The organism is Paenibacillus sp. NPDC058367, from assembly GCF_042723305.1.
GTDB lineage: Bacteria > Bacillota > Bacilli > Paenibacillales > Paenibacillaceae > Paenibacillus_AQ.
This window is the reverse complement of the sequence record NZ_JBHXIZ010000010.1, coordinates 33,045-52,407: the sequence shown is the minus strand read 5'-3', so window position 1 is coordinate 52,407 and position 19,363 is coordinate 33,045. Positions and strand designations below refer to the sequence as shown.

General features: G+C 45.8%; 17 protein-coding genes. 4 read left to right on the top strand and 13 right to left on the bottom strand.

Features of this window, described 5'->3' with window-relative positions; genetic code table 11:
- Positions 1-96: 96 nt before the first annotated feature.
- Positions 97-1,479 carry an A/G-specific adenine glycosylase gene (gene mutY, locus ACFWMP_RS30025; RefSeq protein WP_379425997.1) on the bottom strand — a complete coding sequence of 461 codons (1,383 nt, stop codon included), beginning with the start codon at positions 1,477-1,479 and terminating at the stop codon, positions 97-99.
- A 37-nt stretch (positions 1,480-1,516) separates the two neighbouring features.
- The gene (acpS, locus tag ACFWMP_RS30020) at positions 1,517-1,915 is read right to left on the bottom strand and encodes a holo-ACP synthase (RefSeq protein WP_042184650.1); all 399 of its coding nucleotides are present in this window, start codon (positions 1,913-1,915) and stop codon (positions 1,517-1,519) included.
- A 207-nt stretch (positions 1,916-2,122) separates the two neighbouring features.
- On the opposite strand from acpS, the gene ACFWMP_RS30015 reads away from it, so the two are divergent.
- Complete coding sequence (locus ACFWMP_RS30015) at positions 2,123-2,944, top strand: alpha/beta hydrolase (protein ID WP_379425995.1); 822 nt, start codon at positions 2,123-2,125, stop codon at positions 2,942-2,944.
- Positions 2,945-3,030: 86 nt separating this feature from the next.
- On the opposite strand, the gene nadE is transcribed toward ACFWMP_RS30015, so the two are convergent.
- From nadE to ACFWMP_RS30000, 3 genes are all read right to left on the bottom strand, one after another.
- Positions 3,031-3,840 (bottom strand): ammonia-dependent NAD(+) synthetase, encoded by an 810-nt coding sequence (gene nadE, locus ACFWMP_RS30010; RefSeq protein ID WP_042184646.1) that lies wholly within the window; start codon positions 3,838-3,840, stop codon positions 3,031-3,033.
- Between the two features lie 168 nt (positions 3,841-4,008).
- Positions 4,009-4,443 carry a BrxA/BrxB family bacilliredoxin gene (locus tag ACFWMP_RS30005; RefSeq protein ID WP_042184644.1) on the bottom strand — a complete coding sequence of 145 codons (435 nt, stop codon included), beginning with the start codon at positions 4,441-4,443 and terminating at the stop codon, positions 4,009-4,011.
- 116 nt (positions 4,444-4,559) lie between these two features.
- Positions 4,560-6,281 (bottom strand): two-component system sensor histidine kinase NtrB, encoded by a 1,722-nt coding sequence (locus ACFWMP_RS30000; RefSeq protein WP_081951015.1) that lies wholly within the window; start codon positions 6,279-6,281, stop codon positions 4,560-4,562.
- Between the two features lie 178 nt (positions 6,282-6,459).
- Between ACFWMP_RS30000 and ACFWMP_RS29995 the strand changes: the two genes are divergently transcribed.
- A complete protein-coding gene (locus ACFWMP_RS29995; RefSeq protein WP_379425992.1) occupies positions 6,460-7,728 on the top strand; it encodes a BaiN/RdsA family NAD(P)/FAD-dependent oxidoreductase in 1,269 nt (422 codons plus the stop codon).
- 68 nt (positions 7,729-7,796) lie between these two features.
- Here ACFWMP_RS29995 and ACFWMP_RS29990 read toward each other — a convergent pair whose 3' ends face one another.
- The 3 genes from ACFWMP_RS29990 to ACFWMP_RS29980 all read right to left on the bottom strand — a co-directional run bounded on the left by ACFWMP_RS29990 (position 7,797) and on the right by ACFWMP_RS29980 (position 11,341).
- Entirely contained in the window at positions 7,797-9,059 is a 1,263-nt protein-coding gene (locus tag ACFWMP_RS29990; RefSeq protein WP_223178910.1) for an ABC transporter permease, read from the bottom strand.
- Positions 9,056-9,796: an ABC transporter ATP-binding protein gene (locus ACFWMP_RS29985; protein WP_042184638.1), complete on the bottom strand. Its 741-nt coding sequence runs from the start codon at positions 9,794-9,796 to the stop codon at positions 9,056-9,058. Before ACFWMP_RS29985 ends, ACFWMP_RS29990 begins: the two co-directional genes overlap by 4 nt.
- Positions 9,797-9,997: 201 nt before the next feature.
- Complete coding sequence (locus ACFWMP_RS29980) at positions 9,998-11,341, bottom strand: MFS transporter (protein WP_379425989.1); 1,344 nt, start codon at positions 11,339-11,341, stop codon at positions 9,998-10,000.
- A gap of 343 nt (positions 11,342-11,684) precedes the next feature.
- Here ACFWMP_RS29980 and ACFWMP_RS29975 point away from each other — a divergent pair, with 343 nt between their 5' ends.
- Positions 11,685-12,152 carry a MarR family winged helix-turn-helix transcriptional regulator gene (locus ACFWMP_RS29975; RefSeq protein ID WP_042123913.1) on the top strand — a complete coding sequence of 156 codons (468 nt, stop codon included), beginning with the start codon at positions 11,685-11,687 and terminating at the stop codon, positions 12,150-12,152.
- A 113-nt stretch (positions 12,153-12,265) separates the two neighbouring features.
- On the opposite strand, the gene ACFWMP_RS29970 is transcribed toward ACFWMP_RS29975, so the two are convergent.
- The 3 genes from ACFWMP_RS29970 to ACFWMP_RS29960 all read right to left on the bottom strand — a co-directional run bounded on the left by ACFWMP_RS29970 (position 12,266) and on the right by ACFWMP_RS29960 (position 14,825).
- A complete protein-coding gene (locus ACFWMP_RS29970; protein ID WP_042184634.1) occupies positions 12,266-13,774 on the bottom strand; it encodes an MDR family MFS transporter in 1,509 nt (502 codons plus the stop codon).
- Between the two features lie 24 nt (positions 13,775-13,798).
- Positions 13,799-14,359, bottom strand: coding sequence for a GNAT family N-acetyltransferase (locus ACFWMP_RS29965; protein ID WP_379425986.1), 561 nt, complete (start codon positions 14,357-14,359; stop codon positions 13,799-13,801).
- A 184-nt stretch (positions 14,360-14,543) separates the two neighbouring features.
- Positions 14,544-14,825 carry a hypothetical protein gene (locus ACFWMP_RS29960; protein ID WP_094874766.1) on the bottom strand — a complete coding sequence of 94 codons (282 nt, stop codon included), beginning with the start codon at positions 14,823-14,825 and terminating at the stop codon, positions 14,544-14,546.
- 227 nt (positions 14,826-15,052) lie between these two features.
- On the opposite strand from ACFWMP_RS29960, the gene ACFWMP_RS29955 reads away from it, so the two are divergent.
- Positions 15,053-15,532 carry a GAF domain-containing protein gene (locus ACFWMP_RS29955; protein ID WP_042184630.1) on the top strand — a complete coding sequence of 160 codons (480 nt, stop codon included), beginning with the start codon at positions 15,053-15,055 and terminating at the stop codon, positions 15,530-15,532.
- An 87-nt stretch (positions 15,533-15,619) separates the two neighbouring features.
- On the opposite strand, the gene ACFWMP_RS29950 is transcribed toward ACFWMP_RS29955, so the two are convergent.
- Together ACFWMP_RS29950 and glgD are read right to left on the bottom strand one after the other, a co-directional pair.
- A complete protein-coding gene (locus tag ACFWMP_RS29950) occupies positions 15,620-18,052 on the bottom strand; it encodes a glycogen/starch/alpha-glucan phosphorylase (RefSeq protein ID WP_379425983.1) in 2,433 nt (810 codons plus the stop codon).
- 97 nt (positions 18,053-18,149) lie between these two features.
- Positions 18,150-19,253 (bottom strand): glucose-1-phosphate adenylyltransferase subunit GlgD, encoded by a 1,104-nt coding sequence (glgD, locus tag ACFWMP_RS29945; protein WP_042184625.1) that lies wholly within the window; start codon positions 19,251-19,253, stop codon positions 18,150-18,152.
- Positions 19,254-19,363 lie beyond the last annotated feature (110 nt).

The following is a 19,363-nucleotide window of genomic DNA, read 5'->3' as shown; positions in this document are numbered from 1 at the left end:
ACTCATCGACTTCAGTGTACTTTACTTACTTCAGGCACTTCTCATGTATCAGTTGCTTCTCTTACAACTCATTCTTCTGCTACATCGGATAATCTGCTACTTCCCCGACTTCGCCAGCTCTTCCTGCTCATCGAAATAAAGATTCAGCAGCTTCAAGAAGACATTAGGGAACGCATAATTAGCCATGTCCTCACGGCTGATCCAGCGAACAGCTCCGCCATCCTCTGGACTAGCATTACCGTCCTCAAATCTCTCGACGGGCACGCTGCTGTCCATCTCTGGGAACAGGCCTGCATCCGCGGTGTAGGCTGCCCGTCCTTCTGCCGCTATTGGCAGCGGAAGGGCGTCCTCCTCCCTGCAGCGATACACCTGCAGGGTCCACACAATATGGCTGAAGATATGCTCAGCAGCCATCCAGTGCTCCTCAGGCCGGGCGGAGATCCCGGCCTGCCGCAGTGACCGGCGCAGCCGGTCCAGCGCCGCGGCCTCCGGCAGCCGCGCGCTCTTAGCGCCGCCTTCCGCTGGCGGCGCCTGCCAGTGCGGCAGCTCCCACATGCGGGCTAACAGCCCGCTTTGTGGCCGCTGCCGGATGAGCACTTGGCCCGCGTGGGTACCGCGGCCCTCGATTAAGGCCGCCAGCCGCTCCTCTGGGCGCGGCGGCTTGGCCTTGGTCTTGACGGGCAGCGAAGTCTCGCAGCCCGCCAGGCGCGCAGCGCAATGCTCCATCACCGGGCAGGTTAAGCAGCTCGGTGATTTCGGGGTGCATACGAGCGCCCCTAGCTCCATAAGCGCCTGATTAAATGAGGCAGCTTCCCCCTCCGGGATCAGCTCAGCCGCCAGGCGCTCCATTTTCACACGGGTGGGTCCCTTAGCGATATCATCCTCGATGAGGAAGTATCGGGACAACACCCGCATTACATTACCATCTACCGCTGGTTCTGGCCGATTAAACGCGATGCTGAGAATAGCCCCTGCTGTGTAAGGACCCACTCCCTTTAAACTGAACACCGCATCACGGTCATTCGGCACCTGTCCACCATAAAGCTCCTTTACCTGCTTGGCTGCATGCTGTATATTACGTGCGCGAGAATAATACCCTAAGCCTTCCCAACACTTAAGCACGTCTTCTTCAGGGGCGTCAGCGAGTGATTCCACCGTCGGAAAGCGTTCAATAAAACGATTAAAATAAGGGATTACCGTATCTACCCTTGTCTGCTGCAGCATGATTTCAGAAATCCAAATATAATAAGGATTGCGGTGCCTGCGCCAAGGCAAATCCCGCTTCTGCCCTTGATACCACTCCAGCAAATGATAACTGAAATATTGCTTGGCCTCTCGTAACTCCTGATCTTGTTTATCTTGTCCTTCTTTAAAATCCAGCTGTTTTGGTCGTTCATCTTGATCTTGCAGATCTTGTCCTTTTTTTAACTCTCGTCTTTCTCCTCGTTCCTGCAAATCCTGTCGCTCTTGTTGTTTCATTGTAACTCTCCTTGCCCTTCTATAATCACGGTTCAATTCATGAACCTAGCTCCTCCACCACCGCAAAAGCTGAAGCCAAATCACGGCCATGTGTTATCGTAAGATGAATGGTATACTTCTGTCCTTCAGGTAGATCTAGTCTGCTCCAGGCTTCGCATGATAAGGTTACTTCCGGCTTACCTTTGCGGCCAGGTAATATCTCAATATCCTGAAAACCAACCACATTACCAATGCCACAACCTAAAGCCTTCACAACAGCTTCCTTGGCAGCAAAACGCCCGGCTACGAACTCAGCCAACCTTCCACCTCGTTGCTCAGCAAGCTGGTACTCTTGCTCCGTTAGGATGCGCTGGTTGAATTTCTTGCCCTGTCCCCTGCGTATTACCTCTGAGATTCGCTCAATTTCTAACACATCATGTCCGATTCCGTAAATCAAAATTTCACGCTCCTTATGGACGTGTATCCTATACTACTTCAATAATGGTATGATCATTATACAGGTCATTCATTTCAATTTTAAATTATAGTCCTATAAGATTCTTTCTGCTATCTTAAAAGAAAATGCTTTGGAAGTCTATCTAGCCGCTTTCGTGATGGACTAGCTGATTTACTTCATTTATATATAGAGAGAGGGGATTACCCTATGCAGCATCGTAATTTCGAAATACCCGCTGGTGAAGACGCTGTTCTCCGCTGCTCACACTTTCCCGCCCAAGAAGCACCTAAGAGCCTTATCGTTATTGCACACGGCTACAAGGGCTTCAAAGATTGGGGGATGTTTCCTTACATAGCCACTACTCTCAGCCAAGATCACGAAGTGATCACCTTCAACTTCTCTCATGCTGGAATCGGAGAGGATCTGCTGCATTTTACCGAGCTTGAAAAATTCGCCCGCAACACCTTTCGTCGCGAGCTGAAGGACATGGAAATACTGTTGTCCTACCTTAGCCAGCACCCGAAATTCGGCAGCTTGCCCTTATTCCTTCTAGGACATAGTCTTGGAGGGGGCATTTGTCTAGTCTACACGCTTGATCATCCGAGTGAAGTTAGCGGGGTCATCTCCTGGAACGGGGTTACGAAGCTCGATTTGTTGACGGAAGAACAAAAGCAGGAGATGAAGCAAACAGGACGAACCCATGTCCTTAATGCACGCACAGGCCAACAAATGCCGCTGGATGCTGTTATTTTAGAAGATATGGAGAACCAACAAGAACGTTATAATATCCTTGAACGCATGAAGACAGCGTCCTTCCCAGTTGTTCTTATTCAAGGCAGTCTGGATGGAGCGCACCTCCGGCAAGGATCTGAGCAGCTCACTGAGCTCCGACCCGATATTAACTGGGTTCATATTCCTGAGGGTAATCATACCTTCGGTACTGTGCATCCTTTTGCCGGCACTACCCCACAATTGGAGCTTGCGATTGCTTCGACCACTAATTTTATCGATCAAACAATGGCTAACTAAGATTCTTGTAGCTTATCCATCTTACAAAAAACCGCCACGAGAGCTGCTACAACGCAGACCCGTGGCGGTTTCTACTTCTACCTATTCTAAATTCCAGGAATGACATTGCGCTTATGCGCCGTTCTCCGGTAATAATTCTCGAGTTTCTCCGCTACCTCAGGGTTAACCTGTTTGCCTTCCAAATAATCGCTATTATCATCATAAGTAATGCCCAGCTCGGTTTCATCCGTCTGCCCCGGCCATAAGCCTGCCGTAGGTGCTTTAGTAACAATATCCGCAGGCACACCAATATGAGCAGCTAATTGACGAACCTGACGTTTGTTAAGTGTGGATAGAGGTGTAATATCTACAGCGCCATCCCCCCACTTGGTGTAGAAACCCGTAATGGCTTCTGAAGCATGATCCGTTCCTACTACAATCAGATTGTTCTCAAAAGAGAGCGCATATTGCATAACCATACGTGTTCTCGCTTTAACATTCCCCTTGCCTTGATGGGTCATATGACGATGTTGGCCCAAGGACTTCAGGCTATGCTCAACTTCAAGCGCAATCTCATTTACAGCTTCCTCAATGTTTGTCTCCACGGTATGGGTCAGATTAAAAGCTTTTGCGACATCATAGCTGTGCTGGATATCCTCTTGAACACCATATGGCTGGTATACGCCAAGCGTAATATACTCTGTGCCTTCTTGAGCCGACAGCTCGTCCGTAGCCTGCTTACACAGACCCGCAGCTACCGCGCTGTCCACCCCGCCGCTAATGGCGATCAATAATCCTTTGGCACCTGCCTTCAGCACGTACGACTTTAAGAAATCAACCCGTTTGCGTACCTCTGCTTCTACATCAATCGTTGGCTTCACACCAAGATCTGCAATAATTTCTTCCTGCAAACTCACAAACCACACCCCGTTCCATCAGAAATGGTTCCATATCCATCAAAATATCCATACCAAGTGAAGCTCTATGCTTCTAAGTATATTCTATCCCATTATCGCTCTTATATTTTGAAAAATCCCGCAACAGCCGAATTACCGACTAATGCGAGATTATATGGAATAACTTTTTTACTTGCAAAAACGATCAAAAACTTCTTTCAACTCAGCAGCAATTTCAGCAGCCGAACGATTCTCAACACTATGGCGTTCAATAAAATGAACGAGCTCTCCATCCTTCATCAATGCGATGGAAGGGGAAGATGGCGGATAAGGAGCAAAATATTCACGCGCTTTAGCAGTAGCTTCTTTCTCTTGACCTGCAAACACTGTGAACAAGTGATCCGGAGCGATCTCATTTTGCAATGCCTGAGCTACACCAGGACGGCATTGTCCAGCGGCACAACCACAGACCGAATTCACGACTACAAGCGCCGTACCTTTTGCGGTAGGAAGAGTGGCTTCCACCTCTTCTGGAGTCATAAGCTCCTGAAACCCAATGCTTGTAAGGTCATCACGCATAGGCTGAATCGAATCTCTCATATATTGATTAAAAGACATGGACATTTCTCTGCACTCTCCTTCACTGATTACTGTTTTGTCAGATAACATTACAGCAGTACTTACTAACTTTATTATACATTCATACTCTGTGAAAGCAAGAGATGCTACAGTAACCTGATTTAATCCGCAAGCATGGCTTCACTATATTCATCCTTTACTAAAGGGAATGAGATGGTAAATACTGTACCCTCTCCTTCTACAGAATCTACAGTTATTTTACCGTTATGCCGTTCCACAATACTGAGACACAAGGATAACCCTAGACCCGTTCCCTCCCTTTTTGTTGTGAAGAAAGGGGAAAACAGCTTCTCTCGTTGACTGTCCGACATACCGATTCCTCTATCCCTTACAATCAGCTCCACTTGTTCCTGAGTACTATGTGTTTCCAGTGTCAGAATCCCCTTGGATCCCATAGCCTCCATGCCGTTGCGGCCTAAATTAAGGATAAGCTGCTTGATTTCCCGAACGTTTAACTCCAATTCATGGATGGATGCGTTCAGCTTTAGCTCAACACTTTGACCACGAAGATTAGCATCCGCCCACAGCAGCGGACTGACTTCTTCTATAACTCGGTGTAATAGCACTTTCTCTTTATCGGATATCCGGCTTTGCGCCAGCGATAGGAAATCATTAATAATGCTATTCGCCCGATCCAGCTCCTCCAATACGATCTGATAATAAGAATCCAAATCATCCGAGCTCTTTTCTCTCATTAGCTGTAAAAATCCGCGAACTACCGCCATAGGATTACGAATCTCATGGGTAATTCCGGCAGCCATCTGCCCTACTAAGCTCAATCGTTCCACATGATCCAGCTCTGAGCGGAGTTTCACTTCATCCGTAATATCCTGTGCAATGAGTACCACTCCACTCGTTAATCCTGAGTTCTTATGCATTAGTGGTGCTGAATAAATTTGATAGATCCGCGTTCCATGAATCATTCGCTCATGGGAACGCCGTTTATGCTGAATGTTATCCCGTACCCTCATATATGCATCAACATCCGCTGAACCATTAAAAAATTCCCTAACCGGCTTGCCAATAATATCTTCCCTTTTCAAATTGGGATAATGAATTCGTGCCATTCCCAACATACAATCATTGAGGTCGGTCACAACTCCGTGATCATCCAGGGACATAATACTCAGAGGTACTACATTTGTAATCTGCTGCAGCTTCTCAGACTCCCACTGGAAATTATCACTTATACTTTCCATATGTATTTTAGCCCGCCAACTACTCCAGACCATTTCAACAAAATAAACAAAAATACCGCCTAGTGCGATGCTGAAAAATAGATACAAAGTAATCAAAAGTGACTCGCCAGAATGAGCCTCATATATATTTTTTCCACCTATAATAGGCACAAGTGCAATGAACAACATATTCGGACAAAGAACCATCCATAACATACCTATCTTCTCTACCACTGTGCCTTTCTTAAAAGGCTTAGCCAGCCCAAACAGCAATGGATATAATAATATTCCTGAATTTAATATCATATTACTTATTCCTGCTGGCTCTGCAATGAATATATTACAGACAAGCAAAAAGATGGACAGCAGAATGCCTGAACGTACAGTTCCATATAAAATACCGATATAAGCAGGAATCATTCCTAAATTCAAATAAGCAATACCGAATAAAGTCGTCGAAAGAAGAGAGCATAGCATAAGACTTAACGCACACGCCAAAACCAAAAAAGTTTGATTATCCGGGAAACTACCTTTTTTTCGAGCCACAAGCCCTCGGTCCACCCACCACTGAATCAGAAAAAGAAAGGAGCATGCTGCCGATATTTGCAATAATATATCCTTAATTGCGCCAATAATTACAATCACACCCCAAAATGGACAAATTGCCCTACATGACTAGATTAAAGCACAGGATTACTCTCCTGACAACGATTATAACCAAGTGAGCGGACAAGACTGGTTACATGACAGTCAGAATGGTATGATTCCGTTAGGAAAACACGAAGTAACACCCGTGTCTTAACATGTAAAGGAGTAAAATTTCATGAGCAACTTCGATGTGATCGTCATAGGTGGCGGCCCTTCGGGATTAATGGCAAGCGTGGCCGCAGCAGAACACGGGGCATCCGTACTACTGATCGACAAGGGAGCTAAGCTAGGACGAAAGCTCGGGATATCTGGTGGCGGACGCTGCAATGTAACGAACGTCAAGGAGAGAGATGAGTTAATCTCCCATATCCCGGGAAACGGGCGGTTTTTGTATAGCTCCTTCGACCATTTTAATAATCAAGATATCATTGCCTTTTTTGAAGGCTTAGGCATTGCATTAAAGGAAGAAGACAACGGACGGATGTTTCCCGTCTCCGATAAGGCCTCCAGCGTCGTCTCCGCCTTAATTAACAAAGTACGGGGTCTAGGTGTGCAGATTATGACGGATAGTCCTGTTTCACATGTAATATATGAAGAAGGGGCCGTTAAGGGCGTTCAGTTGGGCTCGGGCAAAACGATTTCCAGTGCTGCCGTAATCATCGCCACCGGAGGAAAGTCCGTTCCTCAGACCGGCTCTACTGGAGATGGGTACCCATGGGCTGAAGCCGCAGGCCACACCATTACTGAGCTGTTTCCGACAGAGGTACCGATTATTTCACGGGAAGAGTGGATTAAATCCGGTGAGCTGCAAGGATTGTCGCTACGCGATGTGGCACTTACTGTATGGAATCCAAAAGGAAAGAAGGTCATTTCTCATCGCGGAGATATGATCTTCACCCATTTTGGATTATCAGGGCCAATTGCGCTGCGCTGCAGTCAATTTCTGAGACAGGTCCAGCGTAAATCAGGGAATGACACGGTTGAGATGTCCATCGATCTCTTCCCTGATCTGAACTTGCAAGAAGTGGAATCATCGCTGCAGGACAAGCTGGACCAGGAGCCGAAGAAAGCGATCCGCAATTCACTAAAGGGGCTGCTGCCAGAACGTCTCATTCCCCTCTTGTTAGCTAAAGCTGACCTGGATGGAGATATTACGGGTCATCATGTATCCAAGAATGGATTGCATGCGCTAGCAGGTATCTTGAAAAGGATGCCCGTTAATGTTCATGGTACCCGCTCCCTGTCCGAAGCCTTTGTTACGGGTGGCGGCGTAAATCTGAAAGAGATCGATCCCAAAAGAATGGAATCTAAGCTTATGCAAGGGTTATTCTTCTGTGGAGAGGTACTCGATATCCATGGCTACACTGGTGGCTACAATATAACAGCAGCGTTCTCTACTGGATATACAGCAGGCAAACATGCCGCTGACCTTCGCCTTAGTTAATGCGTTGCAACTAAAAACAGCGTGACTTGAAAGGCTTCTCAAGTCACGCTGTTTTTTTTATCTATCTATCAATCTTTGCCCAATCGGAACGTACCAAATATTCTGCTGATAAAGAGTCCAACCATGTATCCAACCGGTACGAACAAGATGATCCCCCACCATCCATATAAAGAGAGACAGATTAGTGCGGAGGTAATCATTGTAAAGGGAAGTAATAAAATAGGGACCGCATGCATACCCGCTTCAGCCTTTTGTTCTTTCGTAAATGGAAGTATCCCAATGTAATCATCTCCAACAAACAAAGACCAGAACGAAAACAGCCAAAAAGTCATAAGCGATGTTAATACTACAAATCCTAGCCATTTAAATCCCGATGGAATGATAAGGATCGCTACCGCGGACACGGCAGTGAAAGCCAAGTAAAGCTTCAAATGGGCTGGATTCCGTACGAGTGCCTTAATCGCTGCCGCAGAGAAACGGCTCTCGGCAGTCTTTGATTTAAGCAAAGGCTGCGACTTCCGGAAAATCCATGGCTTATGGCGAGTCGGGCGAGGTTTATCCAGAACATGGCGGAGCAGTATGGCCGCTATCTTCATTCGCTGCTTGTAGTCCTCGCGTACATCGTTCATAAATGTCCCACGCATCAATAAGCGCCACCGGAAAGCAAATATTGCAACGACTGTGAATACAACCGCACTCAGCAATATGATAAGCGGGCGATCATTCCAAAGGCTAGCTACTCTGAAATAAATAGCGTTCGGGACGGAGATCGCCAAAAATAGCCATAACCAGCGACGCCAACCTTGCTTCTGTACTTTTACAAGATGTCCAAGTAACTTAACACACCAACTGCACGCCAAGGTCAGAGCGAAAAGCGCCCATACCTCCGATGACGTCATCTCAAATCCCCGAATCAGAAAAGGCAGTAACAGTGCAAAAGCTACACAGAACTTCAGCGAGGTTACAATCAGGCTGTAGAGCAACCCGCGAAATAGGATCGTATTCATCCATCGTTGCCGTTGTCTAAGAAATAATAGATCGCCTTCCTGCAATAACAGTACCAAGCCCCCGTTGCAGATCAAGAGCACTAATAATGAAGGAATGAGCATAAACGGCAAATTCACACTCCAAGCCGGTAGCGCCTCATTCCAGAACCCATAATACAAACGCCCTCCCAATAATCCCCCGGGAATAAGAATATATAAAAGAACGGTCCAATCAGCCGCCGTACGGATAATAGCGGATTGCTCACGCCAATGAGAGAATAGCCGCCGTCTGAATAGTTGTTTAGCGTTAGAAAAAGCAAACGCCCGCTGTCCCTGCTTACTCATGTTAATTCGTCGAAGCAATCAAACAACGACGCCTCCGGCAGTCCAGCATAATCACGTATATCTTCGAGTGTTCCTGAGGCGGCAACCTTTCCCCCGGAGATCAATACGAAATCATCGCATATCTTCTCTGCTGTATCCAGTACATGCGTAGACATTAATACACCAGCTCCGCGCTTCCGCTCCGCTTCTAGCAGCCGCAGGAAATCTTTAGTGGCGCGGGGGTCTAAACCAATAAATGGCTCGTCCACAATATAAACATCCGGTTGTACCAAGAAGCCAAGCATTAGCATCATTTTTTGTTTCATGCCCTTAGAGAATCCAGCTGGAAGATCATTGCGCACATGACCCATACCAAACTGCTTCAACAGTCTTTCTGCAGTTTCTTCGAACTGTTCGTACTTCAGTCCGTAGGCAGCGGCCGCTAAATCCAAGTGCTCCCACAATGTCAAATCCTCATAAAACACAGGTTGCTCCGGTACATAAGCGTAAGATTTATTAACTCCACTAAAAGACACCTTAGCCTTGGTATTCTTCAACAAACCAAGCAGGGTCTTAATGGTTGTACTTTTCCCAGCACCATTAGGTCCGATCAGTCCGAGCAGTTGACCTCGCTTCACTTGAAAAGAAATATCGAATATGCAAGGATCTCCCGCTTCATAGCCAGCTTCATCGATCTCAACATCGAGCACAATGTCGTCATAGCTCTCGGTATCCACTGTAGTTTCTTCTTTTTCCATACTCTCCATCTCCTAGTACTTCTAATAAATACTATTATAAATTGCATTCCCTATTGCGTATATGAATGATATTCAAATGATCAACAGAGGCAATCGCAACTTATCTAATCGTACTATATATTTTTCCTAAAAATAATCAAGCTGCTTTTTTCACAATAATAACTTAAGCCCTGCGCAATAGCGAATAAAAGAAACCTCCCATCAAAGGGAGGTCTGTCCTACAAGGTCCATATTATTCGACGCAGCTATTCCTTCCTGCTTCTTGATCGCCGCTTCATCCCTGCGCTCGATTTTACCACGCAGCATTAACAGCCCTAGTCCTAGCAATCCTGTAAGCAAACCAGATAGAATAAAGGCAGATACCGGCCCCGATGCTGTCACTAAGGCTCCACCGGCTACAGGTCCTAGAATAACAGCTGCGCTTGTCAGGCTGCCTATGGTTCCAAATACACGACCCGTGTATTCCGCAGGTGTCCGTTGCTGGAGCATTGAATTGAAGGGGATAAACGCTAGTCCTGCACCCACACCAGCAAACATGAAGGACCCAAACAAAGCAATGTTCATCCAGATTCCGGCTTGACCATGAGCAGTTACGATCCCTGCACTTGAGAAGACAACGCCCATGATTACAGCCCCTAATCCCATAAAAATAAGCGGATGCTTACCACTGCCTAATCGGCTTACAAGCAGCGCAGATAGCAAGGTTCCAAAGCCACTGGCTGCTACACACCACCCCAGCAGATCTCCGTTCACACCTGGAATCTCCCGGAATAACGTTACAATCTGAGAGTCTCCGATCTGTAGCATTAGCAGCACCAGTACTAGCATAACAATGCCACACAGCACTACAGGCATTCCTGCAATCACATGCAGACCTGCCGACATTTCTTGGCGGAAGGATTTACGCACATCCGTATCCCCCGAGCTTGCTTCCGTATCTTCCTTCTTTATCACAGCTGTACGCGGTAATCCAAGCAAAATAATCGCCGATAAAACGAATGTAGCAGAATCGATCATATAACAAACAGATATGCCGAAGGCTGCAACTAGCAATCCACCAAGCGCTGGACCCACAATTTTAGTTATCTGCTCTATAGATGAGCTAAGCGCCATTGCTTTATCCATCTGAGCCGCAGGAACAAGTTCCTTAATCTTTCCGCTTTTGGCCGGAGAGAACAGCACATCCATACATCCCTTAGCCAGCAGCAGCACATAAACCTGCCACAGCGAGCCTGCAAATACCAAGCAAATAACAACCGCTGCACGGGCTATATCCGAACCAATCATTAGTGCCTTGCGGTTAAAACGATCACTTAAGTAACCTGCAAACGGTCCTCCTAAGAGCAAAGGCACTGCCATACATAAAGATATAGCCGTAATTTCCCACGGTGTGGCATTCCATTTAAACCCTACCATTGTCAGTAGCGCTAGTATATGCAACCAGTCTCCTACATTCGATACAAGCTGTGCCGCAATAAGCAGCATGAATGGTTTATTTGCGGTTAGCTTACTTTCTTTTAAACCATCAATATGATGTTCCTCCATCCTTCCTTCACTCCCCGTTACTATTTCTCAATGAAATAATAGTAAAATATTGGGGATTGTCATTCATCCGTCTGGAGGCGTAAATAACACTGAACCGGGGGATGAAATTGATATCCTTTCAGAGATCGAAGTAAAAAAACATTCAATTTCAGCATCTTCAAAAAATTGTTTGATTTTTAATAATTAAAAGTTGCTCATTGTGACAAATCACATGTTCTTCATTCGATCTTTCACGTATTCTATTGTTATCTCAAAGTTCGTTGCACAGGTAAACCGTGCACTAATTAATATGATTACAGACGTGCGACGAGTTCACATGATTAACGATAGAGGGTGGAGAAGCATGATACAATCTTATGAACGTGATACACAATTAACACTACATTTGTACCGGGTATTTGCCAAATCATTCAAGAGTATTAATGAGCATGCTGTTACCGGCAGCAAAATTGAAGGTTTTAACCCTACTGCCTTTGCCGTCATGGAAGTGTTGTACTATAAGGGACCACAGCCCATTCAACAAATTGGTGCCAAACTACTGCTACAGAGCGGCAACGTCACTTACGTTATCGACAAGCTTGAAGAACGCGGCTATTTGCAACGCAAACCTTGTCCAAGTGATCGTCGTGTGATTTTCGCAGAGTTGACCGCGGAAGGCGAACGTCTCATGAATGAGATGTATCCGAAATACTCAGAGCGTCTTCATCTTGCTTTCAGCGGACTGAATGATGAAGAGAAGGAACAAATGATCACTCTGCTCAAGAAGATGGGTCTGCAAGCTGAGAAGCTTTCTCCTCTTCCCCGTAAGTAGAGCTAGAGGCTAGGCTGCTTTTACTTCATATGTGTTAGACAAGCTGTTATTGCACGAAGAAGCCCGACCGGTAAATACCCGGTCGGGCTTCTTTATGTGATTTAGAGAATGAGTTATGCCTTTTTCAAAGACGACGTAGCATCCTCTACTGAAGGTACACCCTTGCGCAAACCCCAAGATATAACTAGTGACAAGACTGCGAAAACTGCCATCACAATAAATAGTGAATGAAGTCCCCCTTCTAGTGCACCACGTAAACTGTTTGATACTTCGCCGGAGAGGTTAGTGCCTGTATGCGAGCCTAGCAGCTTATTAATATCATCACCTGTAACGTTTGAATCCGGTTGTTTTCGCAACAGCTGATCAATATTCAAGTTCAGCCAGGAACCGAAAATAGCCACCCCAATGGTCTGACCTAGGGACCTTGTAAATGCATTAAGTGCTGTGGACGCACCGCGTTGATCATACGCAACCGACGACTGAGCGATAATCGTGAAGACCGTAGAGGAGTATCCGAAGCCTACCCCACAGACCAGCATCAAGCATAAGAGGATTACCTGTGAAGACTCTCCTGTCAAGAAAACCAGACCAATAGCTCCAGCAGCAATCATCATCAATCCAAGCATTGCCGTTCGGCGAGAACCTGCTCGCAGAATCATTCGTCCGCCTGCGATTGACCCAAACATCCAGCCTACAGACATTGGCGCAAGCAGCAAGCCTGAGATCGCAGCGCTTTTTCCAGAAACGCCCTGAACCCATAAAGGGATGTACGTAGAAAGTCCAATAATTAATGTGCTTACAAGCAGGTTAGCACCCGTTGATACTGCGATATTACGATTTGAGAATAGGTTCAGCGGAAGCATAGGCTCTGGTGCACGGCGCTCCACAAGCAAAAATAGGATTAACAGGATAACCGCTGCACCCAGTGTTGCGAGTAGTAAAGGAGAGGTCCATGCCAGGTTCTGCCCTCCCGTGGAGAGTCCAAAGAGTAGAGCACCCATGCCTGCCGCGAACAGAAGGACGCCTGGCACATCGATCTGTGTCTTCCGACGCACCTTTTCTTCCTTCAGGTAGCGCGCAATAAATACCATTGCCAACACGCCAAATGGCAGATTGAATACAAATACCCAGCGCCAGCTTAAGTAATCTACCACATAGCCACCAAGCAGTGGCCCTACCAAAGAGGAAATCCCCCATACAGAGCTTAGCAACCCTTGTGTCTTTGCTCTTTCTTCAATGCTGTAAATATCACCGATAATGGTAAAGGTCATTGGAATAAGTGCACCCGCACCGATCCCCTGTATCGCGCGAAACAGGATCAGCTGTTCCATACTTTGAGATATGCCGCATAATAATGAGCCTAGTAAAAAAACAGCCGCTCCCCACATGAATACTGGCTTGCGTCCAAACAGATCACTGATTTTGCCGAAAATAGGTGTAGTAATAGCCATTGCCAGTAAATATGAAGTAAATATCCAGCTCAGCCACTGCATTCCCTGAAAGTCGCCTACAATCGCCGGCCCGGCTGGTCCTGTTACAGTTCCCTCAATAGCCGCCAGAAACGTGGCCAGCAGTACCCCTGTTAATATTAGTTTACGTTCTAAATCCCCTGTTGACTTCAATATTCCAAACCCTCTCTTTATGTATTAAGTGGATTGCCATTCCTCGCGCAGTAGAGCATGGAGAGCAGTATCCTGAAAGCCGGAAGCGATCTGCCTGTATTGACGCAATACGCCTTCCTTCTGAAATCCAAGCGTATGAACCAGCCTCTCCGCACGGATATTATCAGGATGACAGAGCGCTTCAATCCGATTCAAGCCCATAATATTGAAACCAAAATCGAGTACAATCCCAAGCGCTTCCTTCATATATCCAAGCCCCCAAAAGGCAGGCGACAGATCACAGCCTATTTCACCACGGTAAGCTCCCTGAAGCTGCCAATGGTTATATCCACAGCTACCTATGACTTCCTCCCCAGGTCCAATAATACTCCAACGTAAGCTCTCCTCTTCCTGAGCCATCTGTGATAGAAGGTCGATAAGCTGCTTCGTCTCTTCTATAGAGGATAATGCCGGAGCACCCAGCCAGAGAGAAACTTCCGGATGAGACCAAACCTGAAATAACGCTGAAGCATGCTCAGTAGTCATAGCACATAATTTTAATCTTCTACCGATCAGTGTAGGTGTCACTCCATTGCATAGATACAATTCTCCGCTCCCCCTTCAACTTATCAATTATACATCATTCAAGAGTATATCCTTAAGCTAAAAGTTCTAATTTCTTTAACTTTGAAAAGAACAAATTGTATCCTCTCACGTAAAAAGCGCCTGCATCAGAAGGTTAATTCTCCCTTGATACAGACACTTTTATGGAACTTTGCTTTAAATGATTTCATTCTGCTCCCTGAATAACTTCACTACACAGCACCTGAAGTTTGGCTCGAATATCCTTGAACTCTTCAATACCCGTGCCAGTAATACTGTACCCTTCACTATGTGCAGTCAGAAAGTTGTCCAGCGTCAGCTTTTCCAATTCCTGTTTCACTTCGCGTTCTCCTACACGATACCCCATGTCTTCCAGTCCGAGCAGCATCTCCGAGATCGTCACATCTTTATCATGAGCACAATAAAGCATGTGAATTCCTATGAACAAGTTCTGTACATCAGCGCGCATATTCCACTCCTTCTGGCAACAAAGCCTTCGGTATTTACTCTTGCATTACCCTATGACAGTTCATCGGAAACATCATCACAAGGGTTCAGTGCTACAGAGGGATCATAGCCCATCCCAAAAAATTACAAAACAATGTTGTGTCTTGACGTACCCCTCATAGCTGTACTATGTTGTTAGTTACAGTTATGGTTTCATATTGAATTTAAAGTACAGGAAGGTGATGCTTCATGTTTCAAGCTATGCCATATGATGGAACGCGCAGCGAGCAGTTTGAAGCCGTTCTAATCCAACTCGAAGCATTGATAAAGGACGAACCAAGTGCTACAGCCAATCTGGCTAATGCTTCGGCACTACTTAAACACGCTCTACCGGATACGAATTGGGCCGGTTTTTATTTATTTGACGGCAAGGAGCTAGTACTTGGACCTTTTCAAGGCCTCCCTGCATGCATTCGAATTCCGCTATCTCGCGGGGTGTGCGGAACGGCAGCCGCCGAGCGGCGCACACTTGTAGTTGGTGATGTGCATGCATTCCCAGGTCATATCGCCTGTGATGCAGCCTCCAACAGCGAGATTGTTGTTCCTTTAATAAAGGATGATCGCTTGCTTGGCGTACTTGATATCGACAGTCCGCTCAAGGATCGCTTTGATGATGAAGAACGCCGGTTTCTAGAGCGGTTCGCAGCTTTAGTATCGGAAGCTATCTAAAAATTTCTTCGTTTTATATCCCATAAGAAAAAAGGCTGTCTTATTTGTAGGGGTACCTACTTATAAGACAGCCTTTTTATGTTGATCCTACAGTCGAACCGGACTAATGTTCCAAATCTCAGCTGCATAGCGACTAATTGTGTTATCGCTGGAGAATTTACCGGAATGACCAATATTAATAATGGACTTCTTCAGCCATTCTTGCCGGTTGCGATATGCCCGATCAATTTCGACGTGCGTCTCAACGTAACTAGCGAAATCCTTCAGGACAAAAAACTCATCGTTATTATCCAGAAGAGAGTGGAAAATGCTCTCAAACTCCGTAGCGTGACAACATATAGGTCCTGGTTTGATTAACTGATCCAGCACTTCTTTCACACGACTATCCCCGTTGTAAATATCACGCGCATGATAACCACCATGCTGGTAGTAATCCATGACCTGCTCAGCACGAAGTCCGAACAGGAACATATTGTTGTCTCCCACCATTTCATGCATTTCTACATTTGCGCCATCCATCGTCCCTACCGTCAATGCACCGTTCATCATAAACTTCATATTCCCGGTACCGGATGCTTCTTTGCTGGCTGTAGAAATCTGCTCACTGATGTCCGCTGCAGGAATGATCTTTTCTGCTAGAGATACCGAATAATTTTCAAGGAAAAAGATACGAATCTTCCCTTTAACATCCGGATCTTTATTGACTACCTCCGCAACTGTATTAATCAGTTTGATAATCCGCTTCGCCAGATGATAACTCGGCGCTGCCTTTGCTCCGAATATAAACGTGCGTGGAACCATATCCATCGAAGGATTATCTTTGATTTGATTGTACAAATGCAGAATATGCAAAATATTAAGCAACTGGCGCTTGTAGGCATGTAGACGTTTCACCTGTACATCAAAGATAGAGTCAGGATCGACATGTACTGAATGCTTACTGTAGATGTACTCTGCAAGACGAAGCTTATTCTGGCGCTTAATACTGGCTACTTGTTCCTGGAAGGAAGCATCCTCACAATATTTAATCAAGCCAATCATTTCTTGAGGATGGCTCACCCAACGGGTCCCTATCGATTGATTGATCAAATTAGCCAGATCTGGATTGGCATGCAGTAACCATCGCCGATGGGTAATACCGTTCGTCTTATTATTGAAACGGTGTGGATACATTTCATTAAAAAGTCGCATCTCGCGCTTCATTAATATTTCTGTATGCAGCGCCGCTACTCCATTGACACTATGGCTCGCTACAATCGCCAGATGAGCCATTCGAACCTGATCATCATGAATTATCGCCATCTGCGCAATTCGATCCTGATCCCCCGGATAACGACTCATAAGCTCGCCACAGAAACGCGCATTGATCTCTTCAATGATAAGAAAAATACGTGGCAGTAGCTCCCTAACCATTTGAATAGGCCATTTCTCAAGCGCCTCGCTCAGAATAGTGTGATTAGTGTAAGAGACCATACGCGTGGTGATACTCCATGCCTCATCCCATCCTAAACCATGTACATCCATCAGAATCCTCATCAATTCAGGAATCACCAACGTTGGATGTGTATCATTAATATGAAGAGCAACCTTGTCTGGCAGCGATTCTATAGGAATCCCAAGCTTGGCATAGGTACGCAGAATACTTTGCAGCCCCGCGCTACAGAGGAAATACTGTTGCTTCAGGCGAAGCAGCTTACCTTCGTATTGAGAGTCATCTGGGTAAAGGAACTCCGAAATGGATTCTACAGAACGCTTATACTCCAGAAACTTATGATAGTCCGTCCCGGCAAAAGAACCAAAGGTTCTTGAGGGCTGGGTGATGGATTCCGCACTCCAATTACGCAGTGTATTCACATGCCGGCGATCAGCACCAATGATAGGGACATCGTAAGGCACTGCACGAACAGCCTCATATTGCGTATGATCAAATATGAGCCGTCCGTTCTCTTCGCGGGTCTCGATAGTCCCCCAGAACCTAACTTCAACCTGCTTGTCTTCGCGGCGCACTTCCCATACATTATCATTCTGCAGCCAGTAATCAGGAAGTTCCACTTGATACCCATCAACGATCTTCTGCTCGAACAGGCCATATTTATACCGTATACCACAGCCATGTCCCGCATATTGCAGGGAAGCGAGTGAGTCTAGGAAGCAGGCGGCCAAACGACCGAGACCTCCATTCCCTAACCCAGCGTCCGATTCCTCCTCCTCTATATCCTGCAAACAAAAGCCAAGGTCCGCTAAACCTTCACGTACTACTTCCAGTACACCCATATTCAACAGATTGTTCCCCAGAAGCCTACCGATCAAGAACTCCATTGAAAAATAGTAAACCTGCTTATCTTTATCGAGCTTATATTTTTGGTTCGTTTCCGCCCAATTTTTCCCGGCGTTCTCACGAATCATGTTGCCCAGTATTTTATAGACATCGGCATTCGAGGCTTCCTCAAGCGGTTTACCTAATTTACCAATGAGGGTCTCACGGAATACCTGTTTGAAAGATTCTTTATCGTTAAACAACAGTAGTTCCTCCTGACAAATGCTTTTATTAGAAGTGCAGCAGACTGTGCCATTAGATCAGATAGGTTAATACTGCTTTGTTCATCTAATCCAGTCGTTAGATCTTGCTGCTCTTGGCGATGACGAATGGACGTTTGCTATCTCCAACAAGAATTCGATTCTTACTCAAATGTACGTCTTTATCCATGATTACATTCTCAATGACCGCATTTTCTTCGATGACGCACTTTTGCATAATTACTGAGTTGATGATCTTCGCTCCCTTACGTACCTGAACCCCCCGAAAGATCACGCTATTCTCTACCGTTCCAGCTATAATGCAGCCATTAGCCACCAACGAATTACTGACATTAGCACTTTCCAAGTACCGGGTTGGAGCCTCGTATTTAATCTTCGTCTGTACCGGGCTTTCTTTGAACAAACTGAAGTAATTCTCCTGTTGGAGCAGTTCCAAACTGTTCTTATAATAACTCTCTAATGAATTAATTACGGCATGATAGCCATGATATTCGTATGCGGCGATATTAAATTTGTGTCGGTTCTTCTGAACTACATCTCGGAAAAAATAACTCTCTCCATGCGCAATGCAATGCTCCACCTGCTCCAAGAACAGTTTTTTCTCCATAATGAAGATATCCAGATATAAATTAGGATGGTCTTTCTCATGATGGATATTAGTCACCTTATTCTCTTCGTCTACTTCAATACGCTGGCATAGATCATGTTCTGGCTGTAGTTCTTCAATCTTTTTATACACTACTGTAACGTCGGCACCCTTCTCCAGATGATAACTGTACAAATCCTGAAGATCGATCGTATTGATATGCTGGCTGCCGGAAAACACGATATATTTAGCAGATCCCCGTTTAAAAAGATCCAGATTGTTATGATAATGCTGTAAGTCCCCGAGAGAAGTATCCGTTGGATCGTTCCAGTCTGGAGGCAAAATGAATAATCCCCCATGCTTGCGGTTCATATCCCACGATTTCCCGTCACCCAAATGGTCCATTAGAGAACGGTATTTACGGCGGACGAACAGGCCAACGCTCTCCAGGTCTGCACGCATCATATTAGAAAGCACGAAATCAATCAACCGATAACGACTGGCAAAAGGTACGGCTGCACCACAGCGGAAATAAGTGAGTTCATTTAGTTTGTCGAGTTCATGATCCAGATTAATTACACCCATGAGTTGCTTCATCGGAATCCACCGTCCTCTTATAATTTATAAGAAAGTATAAGTTTCACGATATACTTTATCCTTATAAATCTCGCATAAACGCTTACCGTCCCTAGAAGGACGCCGAAGGC

Coding starts and splice junctions, on each gene's coding strand:
- mutY (WP_379425997.1), bottom strand. CDS start 1,479: ATGAAACAACAAGAGCGACAGGATTTGCAGGAACGAGGAGAAAGACGA.
- ACFWMP_RS30015 (WP_379425995.1), top strand. CDS start 2,123: ATGCAGCATCGTAATTTCGAAATACCCGCTGGTGAAGACGCTGTTCTC.
- ACFWMP_RS30005 (WP_042184644.1), bottom strand. CDS start 4,443: ATGTCCATGTCTTTTAATCAATATATGAGAGATTCGATTCAGCCTATG.
- ACFWMP_RS29995 (WP_379425992.1), top strand. CDS start 6,460: ATGAGCAACTTCGATGTGATCGTCATAGGTGGCGGCCCTTCGGGATTA.
- ACFWMP_RS29990 (WP_223178910.1), bottom strand. CDS start 9,059: ATGAGTAAGCAGGGACAGCGGGCGTTTGCTTTTTCTAACGCTAAACAA.
- ACFWMP_RS29985 (WP_042184638.1), bottom strand. CDS start 9,796: ATGGAAAAAGAAGAAACTACAGTGGATACCGAGAGCTATGACGACATT.
- ACFWMP_RS29980 (WP_379425989.1), bottom strand. CDS start 11,341: ATGGAGGAACATCATATTGATGGTTTAAAAGAAAGTAAGCTAACCGCA.
- ACFWMP_RS29975 (WP_042123913.1), top strand. CDS start 11,685: ATGATACAATCTTATGAACGTGATACACAATTAACACTACATTTGTAC.
- ACFWMP_RS29960 (WP_094874766.1), bottom strand. CDS start 14,825: ATGCGCGCTGATGTACAGAACTTGTTCATAGGAATTCACATGCTTTAT.
- ACFWMP_RS29955 (WP_042184630.1), top strand. CDS start 15,053: ATGTTTCAAGCTATGCCATATGATGGAACGCGCAGCGAGCAGTTTGAA.
- glgD (WP_042184625.1), bottom strand. CDS start 19,253: ATGAAGCAACTCATGGGTGTAATTAATCTGGATCATGAACTCGACAAA.